Source organism: Rhizobium sp. AAP116 (assembly GCF_001295785.1).
Lineage (GTDB): Bacteria > Pseudomonadota > Alphaproteobacteria > Rhizobiales > Rhizobiaceae > Allorhizobium.
Window position 1 is genome coordinate 1 of record NZ_LJIB01000022.1, and the last position, 24,287, is coordinate 24,287.

Consider the following 24,287-nt stretch of genomic DNA (forward strand, 5'->3'; position numbering starts at 1 on the left):
GGTGTATCCGAGGGCGGGACGGGGATTAGGGTAAGCGCGTGGAAATGGGCGGGGATGAAAAAACTTTGTTGTGTTGATTTTGTTGGGGGATTTTCTGAATTCATCCCCCTTTTTTCGGGAAATGGGGCGCGGACGGCGGCTTTCCTCTTCTCCCCAGCGGGGAGAAGGTGGCGCGAAAGCGCCGGATGAGGGGGCGGCGCAGCCGAATGCCGGCGGGCCAAGAATAGTGAGGAACCCTCAACCGCTGTACCATCTTGCCTTGCGCTTCGCGCCCCCCTCATCTGGTCCTTTGGACCATCTTCTCCCCGCTGGGGAGAAGCGGGAGCGAACCGCCGGGCGCAACGCCCATCTCCCCCTTGGTGGGGGAGAAAGCGATTTCGATGAATTAGGCGAGCGCAAGCCGCCTAAACATCAGAAATCGCAAGTGAGGGGGTCGGTTATGTCGTGCCCCCAGCACCGATCCCCTCTCCAGGAAAATCTGAAGTTTAGGCGGCTTGCGCTCGCCTAAGCCTTCGATTTTCCGTCCTCCCCCCGTATGGGGGGAGGTGGGGTGCCCAAAACCACTTCGGCCCGAGGTTTCCCCCGGGCCGAAATCTCGTTCAATTCTCAGCCAATCAGCTGCACCCGCTCGTAGCGCCGCACGTGTCGCACTTCTCGCAGGTGCCGTTCCGCACCATGGTGAAGTTCTGGCATTCCGAGCACATGTTGCCCGTATACCCCTGCGCAATCGAGCGCATGCGGCGGGAGGCCTCGAGCTTCTTGGCGTCGGCCTTGGCAGCTGCCGCCTCATCCGCCGTAGCGTCGGTGAAGACGCTTTCGGAGGCGATCTCCTCGGCCAGTTCCACGGCGCGCTCCTCGTAGTCGCGCTTGAAGGACACGACTTCGGAGGTGGCGATCGCGGTCGTTACTTCGAGCTTGCGGGCAGTGGCGCCCGAAGAGGAGAAGGCGGTGACGGTGGCCGAGGCCTTGGCGGGGGCGGCGGTTGCTGCACCCTTGGGCTCGGCGCTGGCCGCTGCCGGCATGTGGCTCGAGACGAGCGTCGGCTTGTAACCGCGGGTCAGGCCCTTGGAGACGACATCCGCCTTGCCTTCCTTCATGCCGCGGCCGAGTGCCGTGGTCGAGAAGTCCGAGGTGTCGACATGCGCGAGGTCGTGGCGACCGAGATAGGAGATCGCCAGTTCGCGGAAGACGTAGTCGAGGATCGACGTCGCATTCTTGATCGCGTCGTTGCCGGTGACCATGCCGGCCGGCTCGAACTTGGTGAAGGTGAAGGCGTCGACATATTCCTCGAGCGGCACGCCATATTGCAGGCCGAGCGAGACGGAGATGGCGAAGTTGTTGATGAAGGCGCGCAGGGCCGAGCCTTCCTTGTTCATGTCAAGGAAGATTTCGCCGAGACGGCCGTCGTCATATTCGCCGGTGCGCAGGAAGATGGTGTGACCACCGATCTTGGCCTTCTGGGTGTAACCCTTGCGGCGGGTCGGCAGCTTTTCCTGTTCGCGCACGACACGATCGACGATGCGCTCGACGATGCGTTCCGTGATGGTGACCGCCTGGGCCGCCATCGGCTGCTGCAGCAGTTCGTCGACGCCGTCCTCGTCATCCTCGTCCTCGATCAGCGAGGCGTTGAGCGGCTGGGAAAGCTTCGAGCCGTCGCGGTAAAGCGCGTTGGCCTTCAGTGCCAGTTTCCAGGACAGCATGTAGGCGGAGCCGCAATCTTCGACGGTGGCTTCGTTCGGCATGTTGATCGTCTTGGAGATCGCGCCTGAGATGAACGGCTGGGCCGCGGCCATCATGCGGATGTGGGATTCGACCGAGAGATAACGCTTGCCGATCTTGCCGCACGGATTGGCGCAATCGAAGACAGGCAGGTGCTCCTTCTTGAGGAAGGGGGCGCCTTCGAGCGTCATCGCACCGCAGACGTGGATGTTGGCGGCTTCGATGTCCTTCTTCGAGAAGCCCATGTGGTCGAGCAGGTTGAAGCTCATGTCGGCGAGCTGCTCGTCGGAGACCTTGAGGGTCTCTTTCAGGAAGTCGGCGCCGAGCGTCCACTGGTTGAAGACAAACTTGATGTCGAAGGCGGCCTTCAGCGCGCCGTTGACGGCTTCGATCTTCTCGTCGGTGAAGCCCTTGGCCTTGAGCGTCGAGGGATTGATGCCCGGCGCCTGGTTCAGGTTGCCATGGCCGACGGCATAGGCGTCGATTTCGGCGATCTGGCTTTCCGAATAGCCGAGCGAGCGCAGCGCTTCCGGAACGGCAGCGTTGATGATCTTGAAGTAGCCGCCACCGGCGAGCTTCTTGAACTTCACGAGCGCAAAATCGGGCTCGATGCCTGTCGTGTCGCAGTCCATGACGAGACCGATCGTGCCGGTTGGTGCGATGACCGAGACCTGGGCATTGCGGTAGCCATGCTTTTCGCCGAGCGCCAAAGCCTTGTCCCAGGCAGCCGTCGCATGGGCGATGAGGGCCGGATCCGTGCATTCAGCATGGACCAGCGGGACCGGGTTGACGGAGAGGCCTTCATAGCCGTCCGACAGGCCGAGCGCTGCGCGGCGATGGTTGCGGATGACGCGCAGCATGTTGTCGCGGTTCGGCGCAAAGCCCGGGAAGGGGCCGAGTTCCGAGGCCATTTCGGCTGACGTCGCATAGGAGACGCCGGTCATGATGGCGGTGAGCGCACCGGCGATGGCACGGCCTTCGGCGCTATCATACGGGATGCCCGAGGACATCAGCAGGCCGCCGATGTTTGCGTAGCCGAGGCCGAGCGTGCGGTATTCATAGGAGCGTTCGGCGATCTGGCGCGACGGGAACTGCGCCATCATCACGGAGACTTCGAGAACGACGGTCCACAGGCGAACGGCATGTTCGTAGTCGGCGATGTCGATGTTCTTGGTCTTCTGATCCTTGAAGCGGAGCAGGTTCAGCGAAGCCAGGTTGCAGGCCGTGTCGTCGAGGAACATGTATTCCGAGCACGGGTTCGACGCGCGGATCGGGCCCGCTGCCGGCGAGGTGTGCCAGTCGTTCATCGTCGTGTTGAAGTGCAGGCCAGGATCTGCCGATGCCCAGGCGGCATAGGAGATCTTGTCCCAGAGGTCGCGGGCCTTCAGCGTCTTCATCACCTTGCCGTCCTTGCGGGCGGTCAGGTTCCAGTCGCCATCATTCTCGACGGCGCGCAGGAAGTCGTCCTTCAGCGAGACCGAGTTGTTGGAGTTCTGGCCCGACACGGTCAGATAGGCTTCCGAATCCCAGTCCGTGTCATAGGTCTTGAAGTCGAGATCCTTGTAGCCCTGCTGGGCGAACTGGATGACGCGCTTGATGTAGTTTTCCGGAACCTGGTCCTTCTTCGCGGCCTTGATTTCGCGCTTGAGGGCAGGGTTCTCGTTCGGGTCGAAGCAGGCGCCGTTGTCAGCCTCGCAGTTGACGCAGGCCTTCATGATCGCCTTCAGATGCTTGGCGACGACCTTGGAACCGGTGACGAGGGCGGCAACCTTCTGCTCTTCCTTCACCTTCCAGTCGATATAGGCTTCGATATCCGGATGGTCGATGTCGACCACGACCATCTTGGCCGCACGGCGGGTGGTGCCGCCGGACTTGATGGCGCCGGCAGCCCGGTCGCCGATCTTCAGGAACGACATGAGGCCGGACGAGCGACCGCCGCCGGACAGCTTTTCGCCTTCGCCGCGCAGATAGGAGAAGTTGGAGCCGGTGCCGGAGCCATACTTGAACAGACGGGCTTCGCGGACCCAGAGGTCCATGATGCCGCCTTCGTTCACGAGATCGTCCTCGACGGACTGGATGAAGCAGGCATGCGGCTGCGGGTGCTCATAGGCCGACTTGGACTTGACGAGCTTGCCGGTGAAGGGGTCGACATAGAAATGGCCCTGGCCGGGGCCGTCGATGCCATAGGCCCAGTGCAGGCCGGTGTTGAACCACTGCGGCGAATTCGGTGCGACGCGCTGGGTGGCGAGCATATAGGCAAGCTCGTCCTTGAAGGCGGCAGCGTCTTCTTCGGAGGAGAAATACTTGCCCTTCCAGCCCCAATAGGCCCAGGTGCCGGCCAGGCGATCGAAGACCTGGCGAGCATCGGTTTCCGAGCCATAACGCTCGTTCTCGGGGAGGGCAGCGAGTGCCTTTTCATCGGCAACCGAGCGCCACAGGAAGGAAGGAACGTCGTTCTCCTCAACCTTCTTCAGCACCTTCGGCACGCCGGCCTTGCGGAAATACTTCTGGGCGAGAATATCCGCCGCCACCTGGCTGAACTGGACGGGCACGTCGATGTCGGCAAGACGAAATACGATTGAGCCGTCGGGGTTCTTGATTTCGCTGATGGCCTTGCGGAACTCGATCTCCGCGTAAGCGGACTGTCCCGGTTTGGTGAAGCGACGTTCAATGCGCATCTGCCTGTGTCCCTCGATCTAGGGCGCCGGAAATCGGCGCGAGAAATTTCGTTCGGTCGCACGATGGGTCGCGCAGCCGTTCACTGGTTCGTCCGTCAGGTGATTCATCCGGAGATGAGTGCACCCTCTATCTTGTGGTGATGGTGGCTGCAAATACTAAATATAGTTTTACCACACAATTGCCGCCAGACCCAGACCCCCTGTCCGGCGGTCAAAAATCGCACAAATTTCCTGCCGTGGAGGGCGTCGTCAGAACGCCGTTCCACCTCAAAGAAAGCCGCCACAATGTTTGATGACACCCGGCCTCGTTAATGCCCGGTCCAGTCGCCGCCGCAACAGGGTCCATTAACATCGTCCCGACTGATTCCGTCAAGGGGTGGTCTGTGAAGGAAATGTTAACGCTATATCTTGTGGTGTTGGATTGTGGATAACGGGCAAAAGAGCGAAGTCACGGGAATGAAAGGGCTTTCTCGGACGATGTGATGCAAGCGGCCCCGCATGTCGCTCCGTCAACCAGATGTCACGGGATAAAATTCGTGCCGAAATGAGCCGCCGGGGCAAACGGCGCCCCGCATTTGGGGGCTTTCGCGAAAGGCTGCACCTGTTGCTCAAAAACCTGGGGATTAGGCCTGCCAAGAATTTGCTCATTGACACGCTGCATCGCCCGCCCCGTCCGCGCCCCGCGGGGAGTGGCCTAAAAATCATCTGCGTCTTTCCTGTGTTGCGCAGCAACGAAATTGCAACATGTGACGCGTAGAAGAGGTGCAGACGTATGGAATGAGCTCCATGCCCGGCCGGTCAGGGCCGCCTGCCAGGATGGCGGGTTCGCACGGAGTGAGATTTTCCATGAGTATTGCCAATCTTTCCATTCTGAAGAAGGTCAGCCTTGTCGTCGTCCTGATGGGCGTGGCGGCTGCCGCTATTGCAGCCGTCGGCGCAAGCGGTCTCTCCTCGCTGGGCGCGGCCCTCAAGGATACCGGCGCCCGCGAGGAGGTGGCCCGCGAGGCCATGGACCTGCGCGTCGACATCATCGCCATTTCGCGCATGACCTACCAGCTGGCGCTGGCGCCTGAAAAGGCGGCAGATTTCGCGGCCGAAACCGACAAGCGTGCCGCCGAGATGCTCGCACGCCTGCCGAAGATCGCGACCACCGCGAGCCCGGCCGAAGCCCAGATCCTCGATCGCACCAAGCAGGCGCTGGATGCCTATTTCAACCAGATCCGCGCCATGGTGGCCGTCGCCGCCACGCCGGCTGGTCAGGATCTCGCCGTCATGAAGGCCGAGCTCGCCAAGGCGCTCGAGGCGCAGAAGACAGTGACATCAGTCGTCAAGGAATATTCGACCTCGTCGGCCGAGAGCCTAACAGGTTCGCGTGAAAACGCGCTGGCCGCCTCTGGCTTCACCATGCTGGTCCAGATCGTCACCGCCGCCGTCTGCATTCTCGCAGGCGTCGCGATCAGCTTCCTGCTTGCCCGCCGCGGCATCGTCAACCCGATCCGCAGCCTGACCGCCGTCATGACGGAAATGGCCTCCGGCAAGCTCGGCAACGCGATTGCCGGTACCGAGCGCAAGGATGAGATCGGCGAGATGGCGCGTGCGCTCGAAGTCTTCCGAACCAATGAAGCGCAGATGCGTGCCATGGAAGCGCAGGAAGCGGCCCTCCACGCCCAGAGCCGTGACCTGCAAACCTCGATCAGCGATATCGTCGCCGCTGCCGCTGCCGGCGACTTCTCAAAGCGCATCTCCAAGACCTATGAGGATGCGGACCTGCAGCGCTTTGCAGCCTCGGTCAACGAGCTGGTCGAAAGCGTCGATCGCGGCGTGACCGAAGTGCGCCGCGTCATTGCAGCGCTTGCCGATGCTGACCTCACGCATGACATGCAGGGCCAGTTCCAGGGCGCCTTTGCCGAACTGCAGGGCAACGTCAACCAGACCATGGCCGTTCTGCGCCAGACCATGCAGAACATCCTGAGCGCTGCTGGCACCATCACCGGCAATTCCGGCGAGCTGTCGTCGGCCGCCAACCAGCTCGCCCGCCGCACCGAGCAGCAGGCTGCTTCGCTGGAAGAGACCGCCGCAGCGCTTGAGGAAATCACCACCACGGTCAAGACCTCGACCCAGCGCGCCAAGGAAGCTTCGCACATGGTCGACGAGACCAAGTCGAGCGCTGGCAAGTCGGGCGATATCGTTCGCAACGCGATCGACGCCATGGGCCGCATCGAGCAGTCCTCGCAGAAGATCAGCCAGATCATCTCCGTGATCGACGAGATCGCCTTCCAGACCAACCTCTTGGCGCTGAACGCAGGCGTCGAAGCTGCGCGCGCCGGTGAAGCCGGTCGTGGTTTCGCCGTCGTCGCCCAGGAGGTGCGTGAACTGGCCCAGCGCTCGGCGAATGCTGCGAAGGAGATCAAGACCCTGATCAACACCTCGGCCGAGGAAGTGAAGGGCGGCGTGTCGCTCGTTCTGTCCACCGGCGAGGCGCTGAAGGAAATCGAATCGCTGGTCAACCGCGTCAACGATCACGTCGTGACGATTGCCCGTGCTGCCGAAGAGCAGTCGGCAGCGCTCGGCGAGATCAACACCTCGGTCAACCACATGGACCAGATGACCCAGCAGAACGCCGCCATGGTCGAAGAGACAACGGCCGCCAGCCAGGTTCTCGCCAGCGAAGCCCGCCAGCTGCAGGCGCAGCTCGCCCGCTTCAAGCTGGAAGGTGGCGCATCGGCCGGCTCGGCCGGCTATCGCACGGCCGCCTGAGAAACTTCGGGAAATCGCTAACTAGTTAAATGCAGAAGCGCCGCAGCAATGCGGCGCTTCTTTCGTTTGTGTGATGGAACGGGCAGTCTTGGCGTGCATTGAGGCCTGCATTGCGCCTTGGCACTGGCCCTGAGGCGAGACATCGGAAGAGGGAGACGGAATCATGCATCTGTTGCTGTTGGGCGCCACCGGACTTGTCGGCAGTCATGTCCTCAACCTGGCGCTCGCCGACCCACGCGTATCGGCGGTAACCGCCCCGACCCGCCGGCCGCTGCCGGAACGAGCTGGCCTTTCGGCGCCGGTGGTGGATTTCGACAATCTTCCGCAGGATCCGTCGATCTGGGCCGTCGATGCGGTGATCTGTGCTCTCGGCACAACGCTGAAGACGGCCGGATCACGCGAGCGCTTCCGTCAGGTCGACCACGACTATCCTCTGGAGATTGCAAGGCTTGCAAAGGCTCACGGCGCGCGGACCTTCGTTCTCAACTCGGCGAAGGGAGCCGACGTGACGTCGCTCTTCTTCTACAGTCGGGTCAAGGGAGAGACGGAGCGTGATATCCTCAAGATCGGCTTCCACCGGACCGTGGTGGTTCGTCCCGGGCTCATCGATGGTCCGCGCCAAGAGCCACGGCCGATGGAGCATTGGGCGGGCAGGGTGCTTTCGATTCTGGATCCGATCCTGCCGCCCTCCATCAAGCCGAACCCGCCGCACGCGATCGCCCGCGCCATGCTCGATGCCGCCGTGTCGACGACATCGGGGGTGACCATCGTGCCATCGCAGGCTCTGCTGTGACGGCACGCAAGACACCTTCTCAAAGGTCAGTTCGTGCCACCGATCGGTAGATGACGGCGCAGGTCGCCGGCCTCCGGCGCATTGATGTGCCGGTAGCGGGCCTCCACGAAGTTGTAGACGCCGAAGGCGGCGAGACCGACTGCGACCACGGCATAGATGATGCCGCCGAAGGGCAGGCTCTGCACCCAGGCCAAAGCGTCGGCCATGCCGCCGGCCTGGTCAGGATCAACAGTGAAGGCGGCATAGAGGAAGAAGACCCCGATGATGCCGAAGACCAGGCCGCGCGCGACGAGCCCGTAGATCGAAATCAGCACGGCCGGCGAGTTCTTCTCTGCGTCGAGGTCGAGATAGCGGCCGAACTTGCGCCTGATACCTTTCAAGGCCGTGACGATACCGCCGATGACAAAGCCGATGCCGATGATACCGGCGAGATAGCGACCGAAAGGCTGGGCCATCACCCAGGCGGCCAGACCTTCCTCGCCGCCCGAGCCACCGCCACCGGACATTTGGAGCGCCATCAACAGGCTGGTCATTGCAAGGCCCGCATAGGTGATCGCGCTGCCGAAAAGGGCGGCGCGGATCGCATAGCCCTTCATGTCGTTGTCCTGCCCGTCGGCATTGGCGAGCGACTGGGCGAGACGCCAGACGACGAAGCCCGCAAGGCCAAGGCCGATGAGGCCAATCCAGATCCGTCCGAACGGCTGCTGCAAGATTGTCTCCAGCGCCGAATTGGTGTCCGGCTTCGATCCGGCAAAGCTCGAAAACAGAGCGATAGCTGCAATCATCAGAAATACGATGCCGCGGGCGCCATAACCAGCCCGTGCCATCAGTTGAAATTTCGACCGCGTGTTCATGGAAATCCTCTCCTGCTGTGAGGAAGAAACGGAGGAGGGGGGGCAGGGTTCCTTGCCTTCTTGCGTCAGCCAACCGGACGGTCATCGGAACCAAGGGATAATCGACGGGTTACCTGCTGAGGTAACGACAAGGGAGACACTGATGGCGACGGAGCCAAGCGAAAACGGCGAAGGCACGGAGGTGCTACGGACCACCGATTACTCCGCCCAGTCAGACAGTGGCGCAAAGCCCGGCTTTGCGCTCTCGGCCTGGTCACTCGTCATCGGCGGCGGCTTCATCCTGCTGTTTGTCGCTGGGCTGCTACTCTTCTAGAGCTCCCAGATCATCCGTCATTAAACCAAGAGGTTGACAATCGAGTGATGTCCGCAGATATTCAACCACATGGTTGATATTGTGCAAAACCCCTTGGACATGATCTTTCACGCGCTGGGCGACGAAACGCGTCGGCGCATGCTGGCGGCCCTGTCGCAAGGAGAAAGGAGCGTCGGCGAACTGGCCGAGCCTTTTTCCATGTCGCTGGCCGCCGCCTCCAAACACATCAAGGTCCTGGAAGCCGCCGGCCTCATCCGCCGCGAGATCCGGGGCCGAACCCATCTCTGCCGACTGGATCCGGGACCGCTTGCCGGTGCCCACCAGTGGCTGAGCGCCTACGAGCACTTCTGGACCGGCCGGCTGGATGTCCTCGAACGGCTCCTCCACGCGGAGGATGCCGCATTTCCCCGACAGAAACCTGATGGAGAATGACGATGACGGAAAGACTGGACGTAAATCCCTATGGTCGATTGACCGAGCCCTCAACGCTGGTGATCGAACGGCTGTTGCCCGGACCCGCTTCGCGAATCTGGTCATACCTGACCGATGGCGAGATGCGGCGCAAATGGCTGGCGGCAGGCGCGATGGAAGCAAAGGCGGGTTCGACCTTTGAACTTGTATGGCGCAACGAGGAACTGACGGACCCGCCCGGGCATAGGCCGGAAGGGTTCAGTGAGGAGATGCGGATGACAAGCCGCGTGCTCGAGGTGCAGACGGAGAAACGGCTCGTGTTCACCTGGGGCGAGAGCGGTGAGGTCGCCTTCGATCTGAAGGCGGACGGAGATGAGGTGCTCCTGACGATCACCCATCGGCGCATTTCTGATCGTGCCAATCTGCTCATGGTCGGTGCCGGCTGGCACATGCATCTCGACATTCTCAAGGCCAAGCTCGACGGCACGCGGGCGGAGCCGTTCTGGGATGGCTGGCTCAAGCTAAGGGACGAATACGATCGGCGTTTGCCCGCCTGACCACAGAAGCGAGCCTGATCAAATCGAAAGCCCTCCGCCACATCCGGCAGAGGGCTTTCTGGTCTTTGGAAGCCGCAAAAGGTCAGGGCTGAGCAGGCGCTGGCGTTGCAGGCGTTGCATCCTGGACAGCACCCTCCGGTCCCGTTGCTGGCACATCCGTCTGGGGCGGTGTCGGAGGTGCGAGCGTGCCATCGCCAGTATTGGCCGGCGCATCCGGGGTTGGTGCTACCGCCGGATCTTCTAAGGTCGGCGGCGTGGAGGACGGCGTTGTGGCGTCCGGCGCAGGGGTGTCGCTGGCTGGTGTGCCCTCGGCCGGTGCGTTCGCCGGCGGTGTGCCTTCGACGGCTTCCGCCGCGGCAGCCTGTTCCGCGGCAACCGGAGAGCCCGGCGGCATTTCGTCCGTGCCGAGCGGTTCGGAAATCGCCGTCGCATTCTGCGCCGCGACGCGCCAGACCGTATTGCCGGCATCGTCGGCGACAAGCAGAGCGCCGGTGCCGTCGAAGCCGAGGCCGACGGGGCGGCCGCGTGCCTGTTCCTCGCCATTGAGGAAGCCGGTCACGACATCACGCGCCTCACCTGCGGGTGCGCCATTCTCGAAGGGCACGTAAAGCACCTTGTAGCCGTTGAACTGGTCGCGGTTCCAGCTGCCGCGATTGCCGACAAAGGCGCCGTTGGTAAAGTCGTCAGGCATGGCCATGCCCATGGAGAAGGCGAGACCGAGCGCGGCGACATGGCTCGAGAGCGCATAGTCCGGCTTGATCGCCTGCTCGACCATGTCAGGCCGTGGCGGATGCAGGCGCGGATCGACATGCTGACCATAATAGCTCCACGGCCAGCCGTAAAAGCCGCGGTCCTGCACCGAGGTCATGTAGTCGGGCACGAGATTGGGGCCGAGTTCGTCGCGCTCGTTGACGACTGTCCAGAGCGCGCCGCTCTCCGGATTGATCGTCAAGCCGTTCGGGTTGCGCAGGCCTGATGCATAGACGCGCGAGGCACCGGTTTCCCGGTCGATCTGCCAGATTGCGGCGCGGCCCTTCTCGGCCTCGAGACCGCGTTCGCCGGCATTCGAGTTCGAGCCGACCGAGGCGTAGAGGAAGCGGCCATCTGGGCTGAGCGCCAGATCCTTGGTCCAGTGGTGATTGATCGGGCCACCCGGCAAGGGGCTGAGCACGCGCGGTGGCGTGGTGATCGCGTTCTGCCCGAGCTGGTAGTCATAGGCGAGCACTGCATCGGCAGCCGCGACATAGAGCGTGTCGTCGACGAAGGCGAGGCCGAAGGGCGAATTGAGATCGGTCAGCAGATCGTGCCGTTCATCGACCGTGCCGTCGCGGTCCGTGTCGCGCAGCAGTGTGATGAGGTTGGTCGGCTTGTCGCCACCACCCCCACCCGATGCGATCGACATGATGAAGCCGCGAATGACGTCCTTCGGTCGCTCGACCGGCTTGCCGGGAGGTGCCTTGCTCTGCACGACAAGCACATCGCCATTCGGCAGCGTGTGCACCGTGCGCGGATTGACGAGATCTTTCGCATAGGCCGTGACCGTGAAGCCGTCGATGACGTCGGGTGTCTCGTCCGCACCCCAGCCAATGACCTCCGCGACCTTGAGGTCGGGCACAAGCGACTGGCTCGGTTCGGGCAGGACGGGGTCGGGTCCGATCTGGCTGGTGACGTCAAAATTGCCGTTGTCGTCGCTGCAGCCGGCAAGCGCCAGCGCCAGGACGGCGGTGGAGGCGAGGGCGGCGTGACGGAGCGTGAAGGTGGTGCGGGTCATGGTGTTCTCCAGGCGTCGGCGCTGCGCTGTTCGGCGGTGAGGTAGACGCAGGCGATCATCGCGATCACGGTGATCAGGGATGCGGCAAGACCGTAAGGTACGATCGCCGTCCAGCCGTCGCCGGCGTGGATGAAGCTGTTGATGAAGGCGAGCACCAAAACCGCGAGATAGGCCAGCACTGCAGGCCAGCTCGGGCGCAGCGCCCGAGTTGCCGGGCGGGCGAGATCGACGAGGCCGGCCAGGATGGACAAGCCGCCGAAGATCAGGCCGAAGAACAAGAGCCAGTCGGAGAAGTTGCTCCACATCAGATGTGACGTGCGCCAGTAGAGGATGTCGGTGATCAGCGTCAGCGTGAAGCAGACGAAGGGGAAGGGGACAAATAGCGCCGAAGCCGGATAGGCGTTCGAGGCTGTCGGCGGCGAGTGGAGGGTGGCCATCAGTTGCTCTCTACCGTTGGGAGTGGAACATGAGAGCCATACGGCCGAGCGGCCGAATTGTTCCGTCCTGTCATCAGGCGTGCGCAATAAGCGAGGCGTCTGGCCGAGATATTGGAGGGTAGGAGGGCTTTTGCCGGCCAAGAAAAAACCCGCCTGCGGGTGACAGGCGGGTTTGATGCTGGCGGCGGGGCTTGGATCAGCCCTTCGAGCCCTTGGCGATCGGCTCCTGATAGGTGAAGCCCATGTCCCAGGGGAAATAGATCCAGGTGTCCTGGGACACTTCGGTAACGAAGGTGTCGATGGTTGGCACGCCCTTCGGCTTGGCATAGACGCAGGCGAAATGCGCCTTCGGCATCATTTCGCGCACTTCAAGCGCGGTCTTGCCGGTGTCGGTCAGATCGTCGACGACGAGCACGCCTTCGCCGCCATTGACCATCAGCTCGGCGGTGATGCCCTTCAGGAGGTTCATTTCGCCCTGGTTGACGTAGTCATGGTAGGAGGCGATGCAGACCGTCTCGATCAGGCGGATGTTGAGTTCGCGCGAGATGATCGCCGCGGGTACCAGGCCGCCGCGGGTGATGCAGACGATGGCGCGGAAGTCCTGGCCGAGGCCGGCGAGGCGCCAGGCGAGCGCACGCGCATCGCGGTGGAACTGATCCCAGGAAACGGGAAAGGCTTTATCGGGGAGAGACATGCACGGGGCTCCGCTGGCTGGATGATATCGTCCGCGCCGGATTGCGGCGCCGTCGACCGGATCCTTTCAGGCGGACCGTCTTGCGCGGTCCCGAAACGCGTTTCGCGCGGCAGATACCGCGCGAACCTCGTCCCCTCAAAGGGTTCCAGTCTTTGGCCGTTGCTATTAGCGGGAATCCGAAGCCTCTGGCAAGGCCTCGCGTTCCCGCCCGATCAGCCGATCAATCAGCGCGACAGAAGCGTCAGTGCCGTCATCGAATCGAGCAGTGTGCGGGTGACGCCGCCGAACAGCATTTCCCACCAGCGTTTGTTGCCATAGGCGCCCATGACCAGGAGATCGATGGAGCTGTCCGACAGCCGGTTCTCGATGGCGATCGCCGGGTCGAGGCCGGTCTTTTCCGACGCCGTGACGGTCACCTTGATCCCGTGGCGGGCAAGCGAAGCGGCGATCTCGGCGCCGGCGATTGCGCCGGTCTGTGTGGAGGTGTCGGAAGCGTCGACGGTGAAGATCTCGACCTCTTCCGCCGCCATCAGGAAGGGCACGGCGTCGAAGGTGGCGCGGGCCGCCTCGCGCGAGCCGTTCCAGGCAACGAGCACCCGGCGGATCGGCTTCGGCGCCTTCAGGATATGCGGGATGAGCAGCACTGGGCGTCCGCTTTCGAACAGGAAGCTCTCGAGTTCGGAACGGGTCTCCGACAGCATGCCCGCTTCACCCTGGGCGGCGATGACGAGATCGACGCTGCGCGCACTGTCGATCAGGGCGGCGGAATTGAAGCCGGAGGATGTGACGAAGCTGCGCCATTCATGCGACAGGCCTTCGCGGTTGCCGATACCGCGGAAGATCCGCTCCACGCTTTCCGTCTCCTGATGCGCCATGTCCTGCAGCGCCTGCACGGTGGCGGGATCGGGGATTTCCATCGGCGCGACCAGCGGCACCATGGCCACGGCCTCCGCATGGGCGCCGATCACATGCGATTGAAACTGGTTGGCAATGGCGACGGCAAAATCCGTCACCTGTTGCGTGGTTTTCGGTGTGTCCAATATGGCAAGAAGTGTGCGGTAACCCATGGTCGTCTCCTCTTGCGGCCCATATTTAATGTCCGCATGAGATAACTATGGGTTCCATCACCAGGTTCCGCCTTGACCGAGGTCAAGTCGGGAGTGGCTTGAGCCGCGAAGGAAAGCGGGCTCAGGCCACCTCGCCGGTGCCGAGATCGCGCGTGGCGGCCGCATCCTTCTCGTTCCGGATCGCATCGATCATCGCCTCGACATCGGCGGCTGCCGCATCGACGATCGCCTGGTCGCGCGCCCGGACAATGAGTTCGGTCGAGAAGCGCCGACCGTCGAAATGCGGATAGGAGCCGATCGAGGTTTCCGGATGCGCTTTCTGGATCGCGCCAAGCGCCGTGCCGATATCCCCTTCACCGAACGGGCAGGCGATCGAGCGCGACAGCACGCGCTGGCCGGCCGGCAGTGTTTCGATCACATGCGCCATCATTGCCTGGAAGACCTGCGGCACACCCGCCATGACATGCACATTGCCGATGATGAAGCCGGGGGCGGTCGAGACCGGGTTCGGAATATGGCGGCTGCCTTGCGGCATGCGCGCCATGCGCTGGCGGGCCTCGGTGAATTCGAGACCGCGGCCGGCATACATGTCGCCGAGCAGCTTCATGGCGTCAGGGTCATGCAGGCACGGCACGGCGAAAGCCTTCGACACGGCATCCGCCGTGATGTCGTCATGCGTCGGGCCGATGCCGCCCGAGGTGAAGACATAGGTGTATTTCGACCTGAGCGCATTCAGCGCCTCGACGATCGCATCCTCCTCGTCCGAGACGATGCGGACCTCTTTCAGATCGATGCCGGCAACCGTCAGCAGGTCGGCGAGATGGCCGATATTCTTGTCCTTGGTGCGGCCGGACAGGAGTTCGTCGCCGATGGCGAGCATGGCGGCGGTCTTGATCGTCGAGGTCATGGATGAAGTCCTATGGGAATGGGGCAGGCGGGGACCGAGAGGTTACCGTTTTATGTCCGTGAAGAGAAGTAAAGGCACTCATTGATTGAACACTGCGTTCCCGCAGCCGCGACTGGTTCCCGGCGTTGAATGCGCTACATGTCGCACATCCACAGCGCGGCAGGGCCGCATGTTCAAAGGGAGATACGACATGGCCAAGGTACTGGTTCTCTATTATTCCGCTTACGGTCACATCGAAACCATGGCCTATGCCGTTGCCGAAGGCGCAAAGTCGGCCGGTGCCGACGTCACCGTCAAGCGCGTTCCGGAACTGGTGCCGGAAGATGTCGCCAAGGCTTCCTATTACAAGATGGACCAGCAGGCCCCGATCGCCGACCCCTCCGAGCTTGACCAGTATGACGCCATCATCGTCGGTGCCGGCACCCGGTACGGCACGGTCGCCTCGCAGATGCGCAATTTCTGGGATCAGACCGGCGGCCTCTGGGCCCAGGGCAAGCTGACCGGCAAGCTCGGCTCGATGTTCACCTCGACCGCGACCCAGCATGGCGGCCAGGAAACCACCATCATGGGCTTCATCCCGACCTTCCTGCATCACGGCATGGTCTATGCCGGCCTGCCCTATGCCTTCCAGGGTCAGATGGGTGTCAGCGAAGTCATGGGCAACTCGCCCTACGGCGCCTCCACGATCACGGCCGGCGACGGTTCGCGCCAGCCCTCCGAGATCGAACTCGAAGGTGCTCGCTATCAGGGCGCCCATGTGGCGAAGCTTGCTGCCAAGCTGGCCTGAGCATAGAATTGACTATCGTCAAAAGGCGGAGCGCAAGCTCCGCCTTTTTCGTCTTTGGGGCAACTGGGCCACCCGATCGGTAAAATGCGATCGATCGTTTCAAGGGTCTCTTGAGCGCTTTGGCGCATGCTTCGGGTTGTAAGACCTGAAAGGACGCATGCCATGGAACAGCCAGATCGTCGTCGCCAGCCCCGCCTGCGGGCGCTCAAAGCCGGCCGCGCCATCCTCCCCGGCGGCCATTCCACCTTCGACTGCATGATTCGCAATCTGTCGCCTCTCGGCGCCAAGATGAGCTTCGAATCGACCGCCGACATTCCCCCTCAGTTCCGCCTGCGCCTGGAGGACGGCACGACCCATGACTGCGCCGTCAAATGGCGCAGCCCCCGCGAGATCGGCGTCGAATTCCTGGATGCGCTCGCAAGCTGAGTGATCGATGACACGGGGCGGGCCACAGCATTGGCCCGCCACCCTTGACGCGTCCGCCGATCTGATCGAAACAGGGCCCGCACGCGGACGTGGCGAAACTGGTAGACGCAAGAGACTTAAAATCTCTCGGCCTTAGGTCATGCGGGTTCGATCCCCGCCGTCCGCACCAAACTTCCTGTGTTTTGACTGTTAGCGCTGGCCCGTTCTCTTCGGGACAGGTTCTTGATGTCGTACATCTCTTTGCACTCAATGCGCCAAATTTGTGCAAATCCATTGTTGGCGAAAGTTTGAGCATTTTTCCGCTTTGCGGCCTGCTCGATTCCTGCTTTGATGCGACCACCAAAAACAAGGGGAGCTCAAATCCATGATATCAAGACGTCTCTTTTCGGCCGCCGTTGTTGCGGCGGGTCTACTTGCCGGCGTGACGCTGCCGGTCGGTCAGGCGCATGCCGAGACGGCCATCAAGTTCACGCTCGACTGGAAGTTCGAGGGCCCGGCCGCCGGCTTCCTGCTGGCGCAGGACAAGGGATATTTCGCAGCGGAAGGCCTGGATGTGACGATCGATTCGGGCAATGGCTCGGTCGAGGCGATCCCGCGCGTGGCAACCGGCGCCTATCAGATGGGCTTCGGTGACATCAACTCGGTGATCAAGTTCTTGGACGAGGATCCGAGCCAGAAGGTCAAGGCCGTGATGATGGTCTATGACAAGCCGGTCTTCTCGGTCGTCGGCCGCAAGTCGCTCGGCGTGACGGAAGATCCGAAGTCGCTGGAAGGCAAGAAGCTCGGCGCACCGCCGCCGGATGGCGCGTTTGCCCAGTGGCCGGCCTTCAAGCAGGCTGCCGGCATCGACGACAGCGGCATCACCATCGAATCGATCGGCTTTCCCGTGCGCGAGCCGATGCTCGCCAAGGGCGACGTCGATGCCGTCTTCGGCTTTGCCTTCTCGGTCATCCTGAACCTCAAGGCGCAAGGCATCCCGGCAGACGACATCGCGACCATCCTGATGGCCGATAACGGCCTGAACCTCTATGGCAACAGCGTTCTGGTGAACTCCGACTTCGCCGCCGAAAACCCTGAGGCTGTGAAAGGCTTCCTGAGGGCGCTGGCCAAGGGCTTTGCCGATGCCGTTGCCAATCCGGAAGAGGGTGCCGCCGCTGTCCTGAAGCGCAACGAGACGCTGAATGTCGACATCGAGAAGGAACGTCTCGAAATGGCCAACGCCATGAACATCAAGACGCCCTATGTTGTCGAAAACGGCATGGGCAGCGTCGACATGGCGCGCCTTTCCGCCTCGATCGAGACGCTCAAGGTCTCCATGGGCCTGAAGGGCAATGTCACGGCCGAGCAGGTCTTCGACGCAAGCTTCCTGCCGGCCAAGGAAGAGCGGATGTTGCCTTGATGACCTCACCCTCCCCTTGAGGGGGAGGGTCGAACCGCAGGTTCGGGGTGGGGTGACCTTTTGCGAGATCACCCCACCCGCCGCTTCGCAGCGACCTCCCCCTCAAGGGGAGGTTGGGTAATCCCATTTAGACCGGAGCCCCGATGTCCCACCTCGTTTCCATCGACAATGTCGACATGCGCTATGGCGGCGCCGACGGAACGCTTGCCGTATCCGGCCTCACCATGCGCGTCGACAAGGGCGAATTCTCCGCCGTGGTCGGTCCGTCCGGCTGTGGCAAGTCGACCCTGATGAAGCTCGTGACCGGGCTGCACATCCCGCAATCCGGCGTCGTCATCGTCGCCGGCCAGCAGGTGACCAAGCCGGTGTCGATCGTCGGCATGGCCTTCCAGAACCCGACCATGTTGCCCTGGCGCACGACGCTCGAGAACATTCTTCTGCCGCTCGAGATCGTCGAGAAGCATCGGCATCGCCTGCGAGCGAACAAGAAGGAATATGTCGAAAAGGCCGAGAACCTCCTGGAGATCGTCGGCCTGAAGGGTGTCGGCTCGAAATTTCCCTGGCAGTTGTCGGGCGGCATGCAGCAGCGCGCCAATCTCTGCCGGGCGCTGATCCACGAACCGGAACTCCTGATGCTCGACGAGCCCTTCGGTGCGCTGGATGCCTTCACCCGCGAGGAGCTATGGTGCGTCATCCGCGATCTGCATGCGGCCCAGGGCGTGACCATCGTGCTTGTGACCCATGACCTTCGCGAGGCGGTCTTCCTCGCCGACCGGATTTTCGTGATGAGTGCCAGACCCGGCAAGGTGGTCAAGGAACACACAGTGCCCTTCGCGCGATCAAGGGATCTGGAGTTGATGTACCAGACCGAATTCAACGACATGGTGCATGTGCTGCACGGCGAGATCGCAAAGGCGAGGGTTGCGGCATGACGATGACGATCGAGACAGCGCCGACCCGCCCGGTCGTAAAGCCCCTGATGCAGCGCATCAACTGGGTGCGGGCAGCGCCCTTCCTCTACACGCTGGCCCTGTTTGCCATCTGGGAACTGACGGTCATCGTGCTCGACATGCCACCGACCATCCTGCCGGCACCATCACGGGTATTCGAGGCGGTGGTACAATACTGGTCGCCGATCTGGAAGAATTCGCTGCAGACGCTCTACACGACGACGCTCGGCTTCATGATCGCTGTTGTCGCCGGACTGGGGCTCGGGCTGTTCATCGGCTGGTCGAAGTCCATCTATGCCGGGCTCTACCCCCTGATGATCGGCTTCAATGCGATCCCCAAGGTGGCACTCGTGCCGATCCTCGTCATCTGGTTCGGCATCGGCACCGTGCCGGCTGTGCTGACCGCCTTCCTGATTTCCTTCTTCCCGATCGTCGTCAATGTCGCGACGGGTCTCGCCACGATCGAGCCGGAGACGGAAGACGTGCTGCGGGCGCTGGGCGCCAGGAAGCTCGACATCATGCTGAAGGTCGGCATTCCCCGGTCGATGCCCTATTTCTTCGGCTCGCTGAAGATTGCGATCACGCTCGCCTTCGTCGGCTCGGTTGTCTCGGAGACGGTGGCCTCGAATTACGGTCTCGGCAACATGATGAGCTCGGCCCAGAGCCAGTTCAACGTGCCCCTGGTCTTTGCCGGGCTTCTGGCGCTCGCCGTCGAGGGCATCGCCATGTATGCGCTGATGGCCTGGCTCGAAAAGCGCATGACCGGCTGGGCGCATCGCTCGACCATGGCGAATTGATCCGAAAAACTGGACGCCCGATGTGGGCGTTCAGCTCTTGTCCTTCAGCGTGAAGGGCAGTTCAAAAGGCGTCGAGCGTTCGGCGATTACGTCGTTTACCGTGTAGCGCAGCACATAGCCGCCGGGCTTGGCGCCATCGACGTCGAGCGTCAGATGCGTATAGACCTCGATCGCATCCGAATGGCCCGTAAAGGTGAAGTTGCCGAATTCCTTTTGCAGGGCGAGCGTCTTGCCTTCGTCGTCGGTGAGTTCGAGATCGACGGTGAAATGCGATTGCCGCTGGTTGTTGGGCGCCGGCTGCCATTTGAGCCCAGCCACCTCGACATAGGTGATGAGCTTCTCGCCGGTGACGAAGACCGGCTCCGCTTTTGCGGTATAGGCCCTGTAGGCCTTCGGGACTTCCGTGATGAAGACGGCGTGGGGGACCGTGAGCGGCAAGCTCTGGCTGAAGGCTGCAAGCCCCGAACGCATGGCCTCGAAGGCGCCCTTCGCATCGTTTTGTGCCGCAAGTTTCTCCGCCTCGATCGCCGCATCGAGAAGCGGGCCGGCCGCAACCGGTGCAGCAGAAAGGAATGCGCCGATCAGGGTGACGGCAAGGCCGCGGGCAGGGGCTGAGGACATCAGGGACACGTGATTCTCCCGCATTGATCTTGCGGGAGTGTGGGAAGAACCAGGCCCGGGCGTCAAGCGCAGAGCGGTTCTGTGCGATCACGTTGGCCTGATGGTCACGAGCGCCAGAACATTGGCACCAGCAGCACCATGACGGTCAGCACTTCGAGACGACCGAGCAGCATGGCAAGCGACAGGATGTAGAGTTCCGGATCGTGCATCGTGGCGAAGTTGCCGGCCGGGCCGATCAGCGACCCGATGCCGGGGCCGACATTCGAGAGCGCCGTGATCATGGCGGATGAGGCAGTGGCGAAATCGTAGCCGGCCAGCGCCATGGCGAGGCTGCCGATCACCCAGATGAAGATATAGGCGCTGAAGAACAGGAACACGGCGCGCTGCGTGTCTGCATCGACGATCTGGTTGCCGTAGCGGACAGAATATACGGCGTTCGGATAGATGAGCCGCTTCAGCCCCGTCACGATGATGTTGAAAATGATGACGAAACGGTAGGCCTTGATGCCCCCGGCCGTCGAGCCGGAGCAGCCGCCCATGAAGGTGGCGAAATAGGCTGCGGCCACTGCAAACGGCCCCCACAGAGTGTAGTCTTCACTGGCATAGCCGGTGGTCGACAGGATCGATGCGAAATTGAACAAGGAATGCGACAGCGCGAGCGGCAGGTCCACGCCATTGCGCAGGTGGTTGTAGAGTGCTGCAGATACGGCGAAGGCTGCGAGATAGCCAAGAAAGACGAGAATCTGTGGATCGCGCAGGGCGTCGAGGCGCCCCTTGATGAAGAAGACGATCAGGATCGAGAAAGGCAGGCTGCAGACCGTCATGAAGAAGGTTGCGATCCCGCGAAGCGCATAGCTGTCGAAATAGCCGAAGGAGGCGTCATGGGTTGAGAAGCCACCTGTGGCGATCGTCGTCAGGGCATGGTTGAGCGCATCGAAATGACTCATGCCGAAGATGTCGTAGGCGATCATGCAAATCAGGGTGATCGCGACATAGATGGCGACGAAGGCGCTGGTAAAGGTGGCGATCCGCGCGAACGGCTTGTCTGCGATGTCGGAGGATTCCATCTTGAAGAAGGAGACCCCGCCTACTCTCAGGAATGGCAGCACGAACAGCCCGAGCGCCACAATCCCGATGCCGCCCAGCCATTGTAGCAGCGAGCGCCAGACGAGAAGCCCGGGCGCCATGTCGTCCAGTCCGGCAAGAACCGTCGAGCCTGTCGTGGTGATGGCCGAAACCGATTCGAACAGGGCCTGGGCGAAGGTCAGGTCCAGTTCGGAGAAATAGATCGGGATCGCACCGACCAGCGAAAAGGTGGCCCAGAGCACGTTGACGAGCAGAAAGCCCATACGCTTGGAGAAGGCCGGCGGCGGCCCCCGCGTCGCCATGGCAGCCGTGACCGATAGACCGCCGACCATGGCGGCAGACACCGTGAAGACAGACCAGTGCGGGTCGCCGTAATAGAGGTCCACCATGGCCGGGATCAGCATGGCCGTGGACAGATAGAGCCCGCAAAGGGCTGCGATATAGACGACGGAGCGGAGCAGATTGGTGTTCAAGGAATGACTTCCGTCTGTTGCAGCGCAAAGAGGCTTTGTCTCTGCCCGATGTCTATGCCATAGCGGGGCTCTGTCCAAAATTCAACGGAGGCTGACGTGACCCCCGATCAGGTCGACGAAGCGCTGGAAGCCATGCGCGGGCTTTTTCCCGAGACACCGCTGCAGCTCAACGAGCATTTGAGTGCCCGTTACGGTGCGAATGTCTATCTGAAGCGCGAGGACCTGACGCCGGTTCGCTCCTACAAGATCCGGGGCGCCTTCAATTTCTTCCGGAAGATCGTCGAAGACAGCCCTTCCGGCACCACCTTCGTCTGCGCCTCTGCCGGCAATCATGCCCAGGGCTTTGCCTTTGTCTGCCGTCATTTCGGCGTTCAGGGCGTGGTCTTCATGCCGGTGACGACGCCGCAGCAGAAGATCGACAAGACCCGCATCTTCGGCGGCGAATTCATCACCATCCGCCTGATCGGCGACATTTTCGATCAGTGCTATCAGGCTGCCCGCGAACATGTCGAGGCGATCGGCGGCTACATGGTCCCGCCTTTCGACCATCCCGATATCATCGAAGGCCAGGCGACGGTCGCGGCTGAAATGATGCAGCAGTTGCCGGAAGGCGTGACGCCGGATCTCGTCATCATGCCGGTCGGCGGTGGCGGGCTCTCGTCGGGCATGACCGGCTATCTCGCCGGCAAGGTTTCGCCCGAGGCGATGATCTTCTGCGAGCCCCAGGGCGCGCCGAGCCTGAAGAAGAGCCTCGAGGCCGGCAAGGTCGTCACGCTCCCCAAGGTCGACAACTTCGTCGATGGGGCAGCCGTCGCCCGGATCGGTGACCATAATTTCGAGGCGCTGAAGGCTTTCCGCCCCGATCAGGTGCTGATCGTGCCGGAAAACGCGATCTGCGTGACGATGACCGACATGCTGAATGTCGAGGGCGTGGTTCTGGAGCCGGCAGGCGCGCTGGCACTTGCCGCACTCGACCTTCTGCCGCGGGTTGCCCTGAGTGGGCGGACAATCGTCGCCGTCGTCTCCGGCGGCAATTTCGATTTCGAGCGGCTGCCTGACGTCAAGGAACGCGCCATGCGCTACGCCGGCTTGAAGAAATACTTCATCCTGCGTCTGCCGCAGCGTCCAGGCGCCCTGCGCGATTTCCTCAATCTTCTCGGGCCCGAAGACGATATCGCCCGCTTCGAATATCTGAAGAAGTCGGCGCGCAACTTCGGTTCGATCCTGATCGGCATCGAGACGGGCAAGCGCGAGAACTTCGCAGAGCTGTTCGACCGTTTCGATCAGGCAGGTCTTGGCTTCGAGGACATCACCGAAAACGAGATCCTGGCCAACCTGATCATCTGATGCCCTGGCCGGCGAGCCAGTCCACAATGATCTTCGCGATCGGCTCGGTGGTCTCGGGCGAATAGGTGTCGCCGGCAATTACATGGTTGTTGGCGTCGCCGGTCGGGCCTGGATCGACGAGCTTGTGATCGGCACCCCAGCGCGCCGCAACCGCCGCCGTCCGATCCGGCCTGACAACCTTGTCCTCGGCCGACTGGAGGAAGAGGGCGGGGACGCGGATCTCCCGAACCGGTGTGTGGTTGGCCAGTTGGACCGATTGCGCCATGGGAATGAGCGCGGCCACCGGGTAACTTGTCGTCCAGTTGTGCGCGTTGAGCGGGCTGATCGGTTCAAAGCCGGCGCGCTCGCCGATGATCAGGCGGGCCAGTTGGACGCCGAACGGGCCTGTCAGCAGGAAGCTGCCGGATGCCTGCACGCCATAATTGGGTGAGAGGAACACAGAAGCCGCGATCTTGTCCGCAAGCTTAGGGCGACCGAGCGCCCAGGTGACAAGCGAGGCGCCGGTGGATGTCGAGATAATGACGACCCGCTCCCCCAGATGTTTACCGATCGCCAGCGCTTCACCCACATCCGCCGCCCAGTCATCGATCGTCGCGAGGCCCATGGCATCGGGATCATCAAGGCCATGACCGGTGAGCCGGGTGAGAAAGAGATTGGCGCCGAGCGCTTGTGCCACGAGGTCGGGCAGGGGGCGAACCTCGGCGGATGAGGCGGAAAAACCGTGCACATAGACCACCGAGACCGGCGTCTTCGCTTTGCGGATGGGGTCCGCCCAGACGATCTGCTTGGCAAGCCCTTCGCGGATGCGGCCTGCGTCATGCTCATTGTCGGCGATCAGGGCTTCAAGCGAATCGAGCGGCGTGTCCGCACCGATCTCTGCCTCTCGTTCCGGGGCGAGTACCGGAGGTCTGAGATAGAGAAAGACGATAGCCGCGATGCTGAGAGAAACGAGTGCAAGCAACAAGCCCATGACGATCCGCATCCTCAAGCCTCCCACGGTCCCTCCCGACCGGTGCCGACTGTATCACGCCATCATGATGCGGGAAGCCGCCCCACCTGCTCTTCCTCGGCAGGCCCGGTTATGCTAGGTCAGGCCATGTCTATTCTGTCCAGCATCCTCTCCATTTTCACCGGTGGTTCCTCTTCCGAGACCGCTACCAAGCCCCTGGCCGAGCCGCAGACCTATAAGGACTGCGTCATCCATGCCGAACCCATGCGTGAAGGCAGTCAGTATCGTCTGGCCGGTCGCATCGTCCAGACCGTGGATGGTCGGGTGCTCGAGCGCAAGTTCATCCGCGCCGACGTCTTCACCTCGCTCGATGATGCCCTCGATTGCACCTTCCGCAAGGCGCAGCAGATCATCGATCAGAATGGCCCCTCGCTGTTCGGTGATGGCGAGCAAACGCGCATCGTCTGACGTTGCACTTTGATATTGCGAAGAAA

22 protein-coding genes and 1 tRNA gene are annotated in these 24,287 nt (G+C 62.3%); 13 read left to right on the forward strand and 10 right to left on the reverse strand.

The annotated features are described in order from the left end of the window. Positions 1 to 614: 614 nt before the first annotated feature. On the reverse strand, positions 615 to 4,397 hold the full coding sequence (locus IP85_RS12900) for a vitamin B12-dependent ribonucleotide reductase (protein WP_054150091.1): 3,783 nt from the start codon (positions 4,395 to 4,397) through the stop codon (positions 615 to 617). 846 nt (positions 4,398 to 5,243) lie between these two features. Here IP85_RS12900 and IP85_RS12905 point away from each other — a divergent pair. Beyond that, positions 5,244 to 7,154, forward strand: coding sequence for a methyl-accepting chemotaxis protein (locus IP85_RS12905; protein WP_054150092.1), 1,911 nt, complete (start codon positions 5,244 to 5,246; stop codon positions 7,152 to 7,154). 163 nt (positions 7,155 to 7,317) lie between these two features. Next, a complete protein-coding gene (locus tag IP85_RS12910) occupies positions 7,318 to 7,947 on the forward strand; it encodes an NAD(P)H-binding protein (RefSeq protein WP_054150093.1) in 630 nt (209 codons plus the stop codon). A 26-nt stretch (positions 7,948 to 7,973) separates the two neighbouring features. Here the strand turns inward: IP85_RS12910 and IP85_RS12915 are convergent, their stop codons facing one another. Then, positions 7,974 to 8,801 carry a DUF1206 domain-containing protein gene (locus IP85_RS12915; RefSeq protein WP_054150094.1) on the reverse strand — a complete coding sequence of 276 codons (828 nt, stop codon included), beginning with the start codon at positions 8,799 to 8,801 and terminating at the stop codon, positions 7,974 to 7,976. A 142-nt stretch (positions 8,802 to 8,943) separates the two neighbouring features. Here IP85_RS12915 and IP85_RS22200 point away from each other — a divergent pair, with 142 nt between their 5' ends. The 3 genes from IP85_RS22200 to IP85_RS12925 all read left to right on the forward strand — a co-directional run bounded on the left by IP85_RS22200 (position 8,944) and on the right by IP85_RS12925 (position 10,082). Then, positions 8,944 to 9,114 carry a hypothetical protein gene (locus tag IP85_RS22200; RefSeq protein ID WP_156322874.1) on the forward strand — a complete coding sequence of 57 codons (171 nt, stop codon included), beginning with the start codon at positions 8,944 to 8,946 and terminating at the stop codon, positions 9,112 to 9,114. 69 nt (positions 9,115 to 9,183) lie between these two features. Beyond that, positions 9,184 to 9,546 (forward strand): metalloregulator ArsR/SmtB family transcription factor, encoded by a 363-nt coding sequence (locus tag IP85_RS12920; RefSeq protein WP_054150095.1) that lies wholly within the window; start codon positions 9,184 to 9,186, stop codon positions 9,544 to 9,546. 2 nt (positions 9,547 to 9,548) lie between these two features. Beyond that, positions 9,549 to 10,082: an SRPBCC family protein gene (locus tag IP85_RS12925; protein ID WP_054150096.1), complete on the forward strand. Its 534-nt coding sequence runs from the start codon at positions 9,549 to 9,551 to the stop codon at positions 10,080 to 10,082. Between the two features lie 82 nt (positions 10,083 to 10,164). Here IP85_RS12925 and IP85_RS12930 read toward each other — a convergent pair whose 3' ends face one another. The 5 genes from IP85_RS12930 to IP85_RS12950 all read right to left on the reverse strand — a co-directional run bounded on the left by IP85_RS12930 (position 10,165) and on the right by IP85_RS12950 (position 14,958). After that, on the reverse strand, positions 10,165 to 11,853 hold the full coding sequence (locus tag IP85_RS12930; protein WP_054150097.1) for a sorbosone dehydrogenase family protein: 1,689 nt from the start codon (positions 11,851 to 11,853) through the stop codon (positions 10,165 to 10,167). Then, positions 11,850 to 12,290, reverse strand: a complete 441-nt coding sequence (locus IP85_RS12935; RefSeq protein WP_054150098.1) for a DUF2231 domain-containing protein — start codon at positions 12,288 to 12,290, stop codon at positions 11,850 to 11,852. Before IP85_RS12935 ends, IP85_RS12930 begins: the two co-directional genes overlap by 4 nt. Positions 12,291 to 12,486: 196 nt before the next feature. After that, entirely contained in the window at positions 12,487 to 12,984 is a 498-nt protein-coding gene (gene gpt / locus IP85_RS12940; protein WP_054150099.1) for a xanthine phosphoribosyltransferase, read from the reverse strand. A gap of 224 nt (positions 12,985 to 13,208) precedes the next feature. After that, complete coding sequence (locus tag IP85_RS12945) at positions 13,209 to 14,051, reverse strand: universal stress protein (protein WP_054150100.1); 843 nt, start codon at positions 14,049 to 14,051, stop codon at positions 13,209 to 13,211. Positions 14,052 to 14,172: 121 nt separating this feature from the next. Further along, on the reverse strand, positions 14,173 to 14,958 hold the full coding sequence (locus IP85_RS12950; RefSeq protein ID WP_054150101.1) for a competence/damage-inducible protein A: 786 nt from the start codon (positions 14,956 to 14,958) through the stop codon (positions 14,173 to 14,175). Positions 14,959 to 15,148: 190 nt separating this feature from the next. Here IP85_RS12950 and wrbA point away from each other — a divergent pair, with 190 nt between their 5' ends. From wrbA to IP85_RS12980, 6 genes are all read left to right on the forward strand, one after another. After that, positions 15,149 to 15,745, forward strand: coding sequence for an NAD(P)H:quinone oxidoreductase (gene wrbA, locus IP85_RS12955; RefSeq protein ID WP_006728622.1), 597 nt, complete (start codon positions 15,149 to 15,151; stop codon positions 15,743 to 15,745). Positions 15,746 to 15,907: 162 nt separating this feature from the next. Further along, positions 15,908 to 16,171 (forward strand): PilZ domain-containing protein, encoded by a 264-nt coding sequence (locus tag IP85_RS12960; RefSeq protein ID WP_054150102.1) that lies wholly within the window; start codon positions 15,908 to 15,910, stop codon positions 16,169 to 16,171. 83 nt (positions 16,172 to 16,254) lie between these two features. After that, positions 16,255 to 16,340 (forward strand) — tRNA-Leu (locus IP85_RS12965). Between the two features lie 195 nt (positions 16,341 to 16,535). Beyond that, on the forward strand, positions 16,536 to 17,570 hold the full coding sequence (locus tag IP85_RS12970; RefSeq protein WP_054150103.1) for an ABC transporter substrate-binding protein: 1,035 nt from the start codon (positions 16,536 to 16,538) through the stop codon (positions 17,568 to 17,570). Between the two features lie 143 nt (positions 17,571 to 17,713). Further along, positions 17,714 to 18,502: an ABC transporter ATP-binding protein gene (locus tag IP85_RS12975; RefSeq protein WP_054150104.1), complete on the forward strand. Its 789-nt coding sequence runs from the start codon at positions 17,714 to 17,716 to the stop codon at positions 18,500 to 18,502. Next, positions 18,499 to 19,317 carry an ABC transporter permease gene (locus tag IP85_RS12980; protein WP_054150105.1) on the forward strand — a complete coding sequence of 273 codons (819 nt, stop codon included), beginning with the start codon at positions 18,499 to 18,501 and terminating at the stop codon, positions 19,315 to 19,317. The genes IP85_RS12975 and IP85_RS12980 overlap by 4 nt, the downstream gene beginning before the upstream one ends. Positions 19,318 to 19,347: 30 nt before the next feature. Here IP85_RS12980 and IP85_RS12985 read toward each other — a convergent pair whose 3' ends face one another. Continuing rightward, complete coding sequence (locus IP85_RS12985) at positions 19,348 to 19,938, reverse strand: hypothetical protein (RefSeq protein WP_054150106.1); 591 nt, start codon at positions 19,936 to 19,938, stop codon at positions 19,348 to 19,350. A 104-nt stretch (positions 19,939 to 20,042) separates the two neighbouring features. After that, the gene (locus IP85_RS12990; protein ID WP_054150107.1) at positions 20,043 to 21,497 is read right to left on the reverse strand and encodes a TrkH family potassium uptake protein; all 1,455 of its coding nucleotides are present in this window, start codon (positions 21,495 to 21,497) and stop codon (positions 20,043 to 20,045) included. Positions 21,498 to 21,593: 96 nt separating this feature from the next. Between IP85_RS12990 and ilvA the strand changes: the two genes are divergently transcribed. Then, positions 21,594 to 22,844: a threonine ammonia-lyase gene (gene ilvA / locus IP85_RS12995; protein ID WP_054150108.1), complete on the forward strand. Its 1,251-nt coding sequence runs from the start codon at positions 21,594 to 21,596 to the stop codon at positions 22,842 to 22,844. Here the strand turns inward: ilvA and IP85_RS13000 are convergent. Further along, on the reverse strand, positions 22,837 to 23,826 hold the full coding sequence (locus tag IP85_RS13000; RefSeq protein ID WP_054150109.1) for an alpha/beta fold hydrolase: 990 nt from the start codon (positions 23,824 to 23,826) through the stop codon (positions 22,837 to 22,839). The two genes, ilvA and IP85_RS13000, sit on opposite strands and share 8 nt — an antisense overlap. Positions 23,827 to 23,940: 114 nt before the next feature. Between IP85_RS13000 and IP85_RS13005 the strand changes: the two genes are divergently transcribed. Further along, positions 23,941 to 24,261, forward strand: coding sequence for an HlyU family transcriptional regulator (locus IP85_RS13005; protein ID WP_054150132.1), 321 nt, complete (start codon positions 23,941 to 23,943; stop codon positions 24,259 to 24,261). Positions 24,262 to 24,287 lie beyond the last annotated feature (26 nt).

What these genes read in the sequence shown, in the direction of transcription:
- IP85_RS12960 (WP_054150102.1), top strand. Translation starts at nt 15,908, where the DNA reads ATGGAACAGCCAGATCGTCGTCGCCAGCCCCGCCTGCGGGCGCTCAAA.
- IP85_RS12985 (WP_054150106.1), bottom strand. Translation starts at nt 19,938, where the DNA reads ATGTCCTCAGCCCCTGCCCGCGGCCTTGCCGTCACCCTGATCGGCGCA.
- IP85_RS12970 (WP_054150103.1), top strand. Translation starts at nt 16,536, where the DNA reads ATGATATCAAGACGTCTCTTTTCGGCCGCCGTTGTTGCGGCGGGTCTA.
- IP85_RS12935 (WP_054150098.1), bottom strand. Translation starts at nt 12,290, where the DNA reads ATGGCCACCCTCCACTCGCCGCCGACAGCCTCGAACGCCTATCCGGCT.
- IP85_RS12915 (WP_054150094.1), bottom strand. Translation starts at nt 8,801, where the DNA reads ATGAACACGCGGTCGAAATTTCAACTGATGGCACGGGCTGGTTATGGC.
- IP85_RS12930 (WP_054150097.1), bottom strand. Translation starts at nt 11,853, where the DNA reads ATGACCCGCACCACCTTCACGCTCCGTCACGCCGCCCTCGCCTCCACC.
- IP85_RS13000 (WP_054150109.1), bottom strand. Translation starts at nt 23,826, where the DNA reads ATGCGGATCGTCATGGGCTTGTTGCTTGCACTCGTTTCTCTCAGCATC.
- IP85_RS12980 (WP_054150105.1), top strand. Translation starts at nt 18,499, where the DNA reads ATGACGATGACGATCGAGACAGCGCCGACCCGCCCGGTCGTAAAGCCC.
- IP85_RS12905 (WP_054150092.1), top strand. Translation starts at nt 5,244, where the DNA reads ATGAGTATTGCCAATCTTTCCATTCTGAAGAAGGTCAGCCTTGTCGTC.
- IP85_RS22200 (WP_156322874.1), top strand. Translation starts at nt 8,944, where the DNA reads ATGGCGACGGAGCCAAGCGAAAACGGCGAAGGCACGGAGGTGCTACGG.
- IP85_RS12950 (WP_054150101.1), bottom strand. Translation starts at nt 14,958, where the DNA reads ATGACCTCGACGATCAAGACCGCCGCCATGCTCGCCATCGGCGACGAA.
- gpt (WP_054150099.1), bottom strand. Translation starts at nt 12,984, where the DNA reads ATGTCTCTCCCCGATAAAGCCTTTCCCGTTTCCTGGGATCAGTTCCAC.
- IP85_RS13005 (WP_054150132.1), top strand. Translation starts at nt 23,941, where the DNA reads ATGTCTATTCTGTCCAGCATCCTCTCCATTTTCACCGGTGGTTCCTCT.
- wrbA (WP_006728622.1), top strand. Translation starts at nt 15,149, where the DNA reads ATGGCCAAGGTACTGGTTCTCTATTATTCCGCTTACGGTCACATCGAA.
- IP85_RS12910 (WP_054150093.1), top strand. Translation starts at nt 7,318, where the DNA reads ATGCATCTGTTGCTGTTGGGCGCCACCGGACTTGTCGGCAGTCATGTC.
- IP85_RS12945 (WP_054150100.1), bottom strand. Translation starts at nt 14,051, where the DNA reads ATGGGTTACCGCACACTTCTTGCCATATTGGACACACCGAAAACCACG.
- IP85_RS12900 (WP_054150091.1), bottom strand. Translation starts at nt 4,397, where the DNA reads ATGCGCATTGAACGTCGCTTCACCAAACCGGGACAGTCCGCTTACGCG.
- IP85_RS12925 (WP_054150096.1), top strand. Translation starts at nt 9,549, where the DNA reads ATGACGGAAAGACTGGACGTAAATCCCTATGGTCGATTGACCGAGCCC.
- IP85_RS12920 (WP_054150095.1), top strand. Translation starts at nt 9,184, where the DNA reads ATGGTTGATATTGTGCAAAACCCCTTGGACATGATCTTTCACGCGCTG.
- IP85_RS12975 (WP_054150104.1), top strand. Translation starts at nt 17,714, where the DNA reads ATGTCCCACCTCGTTTCCATCGACAATGTCGACATGCGCTATGGCGGC.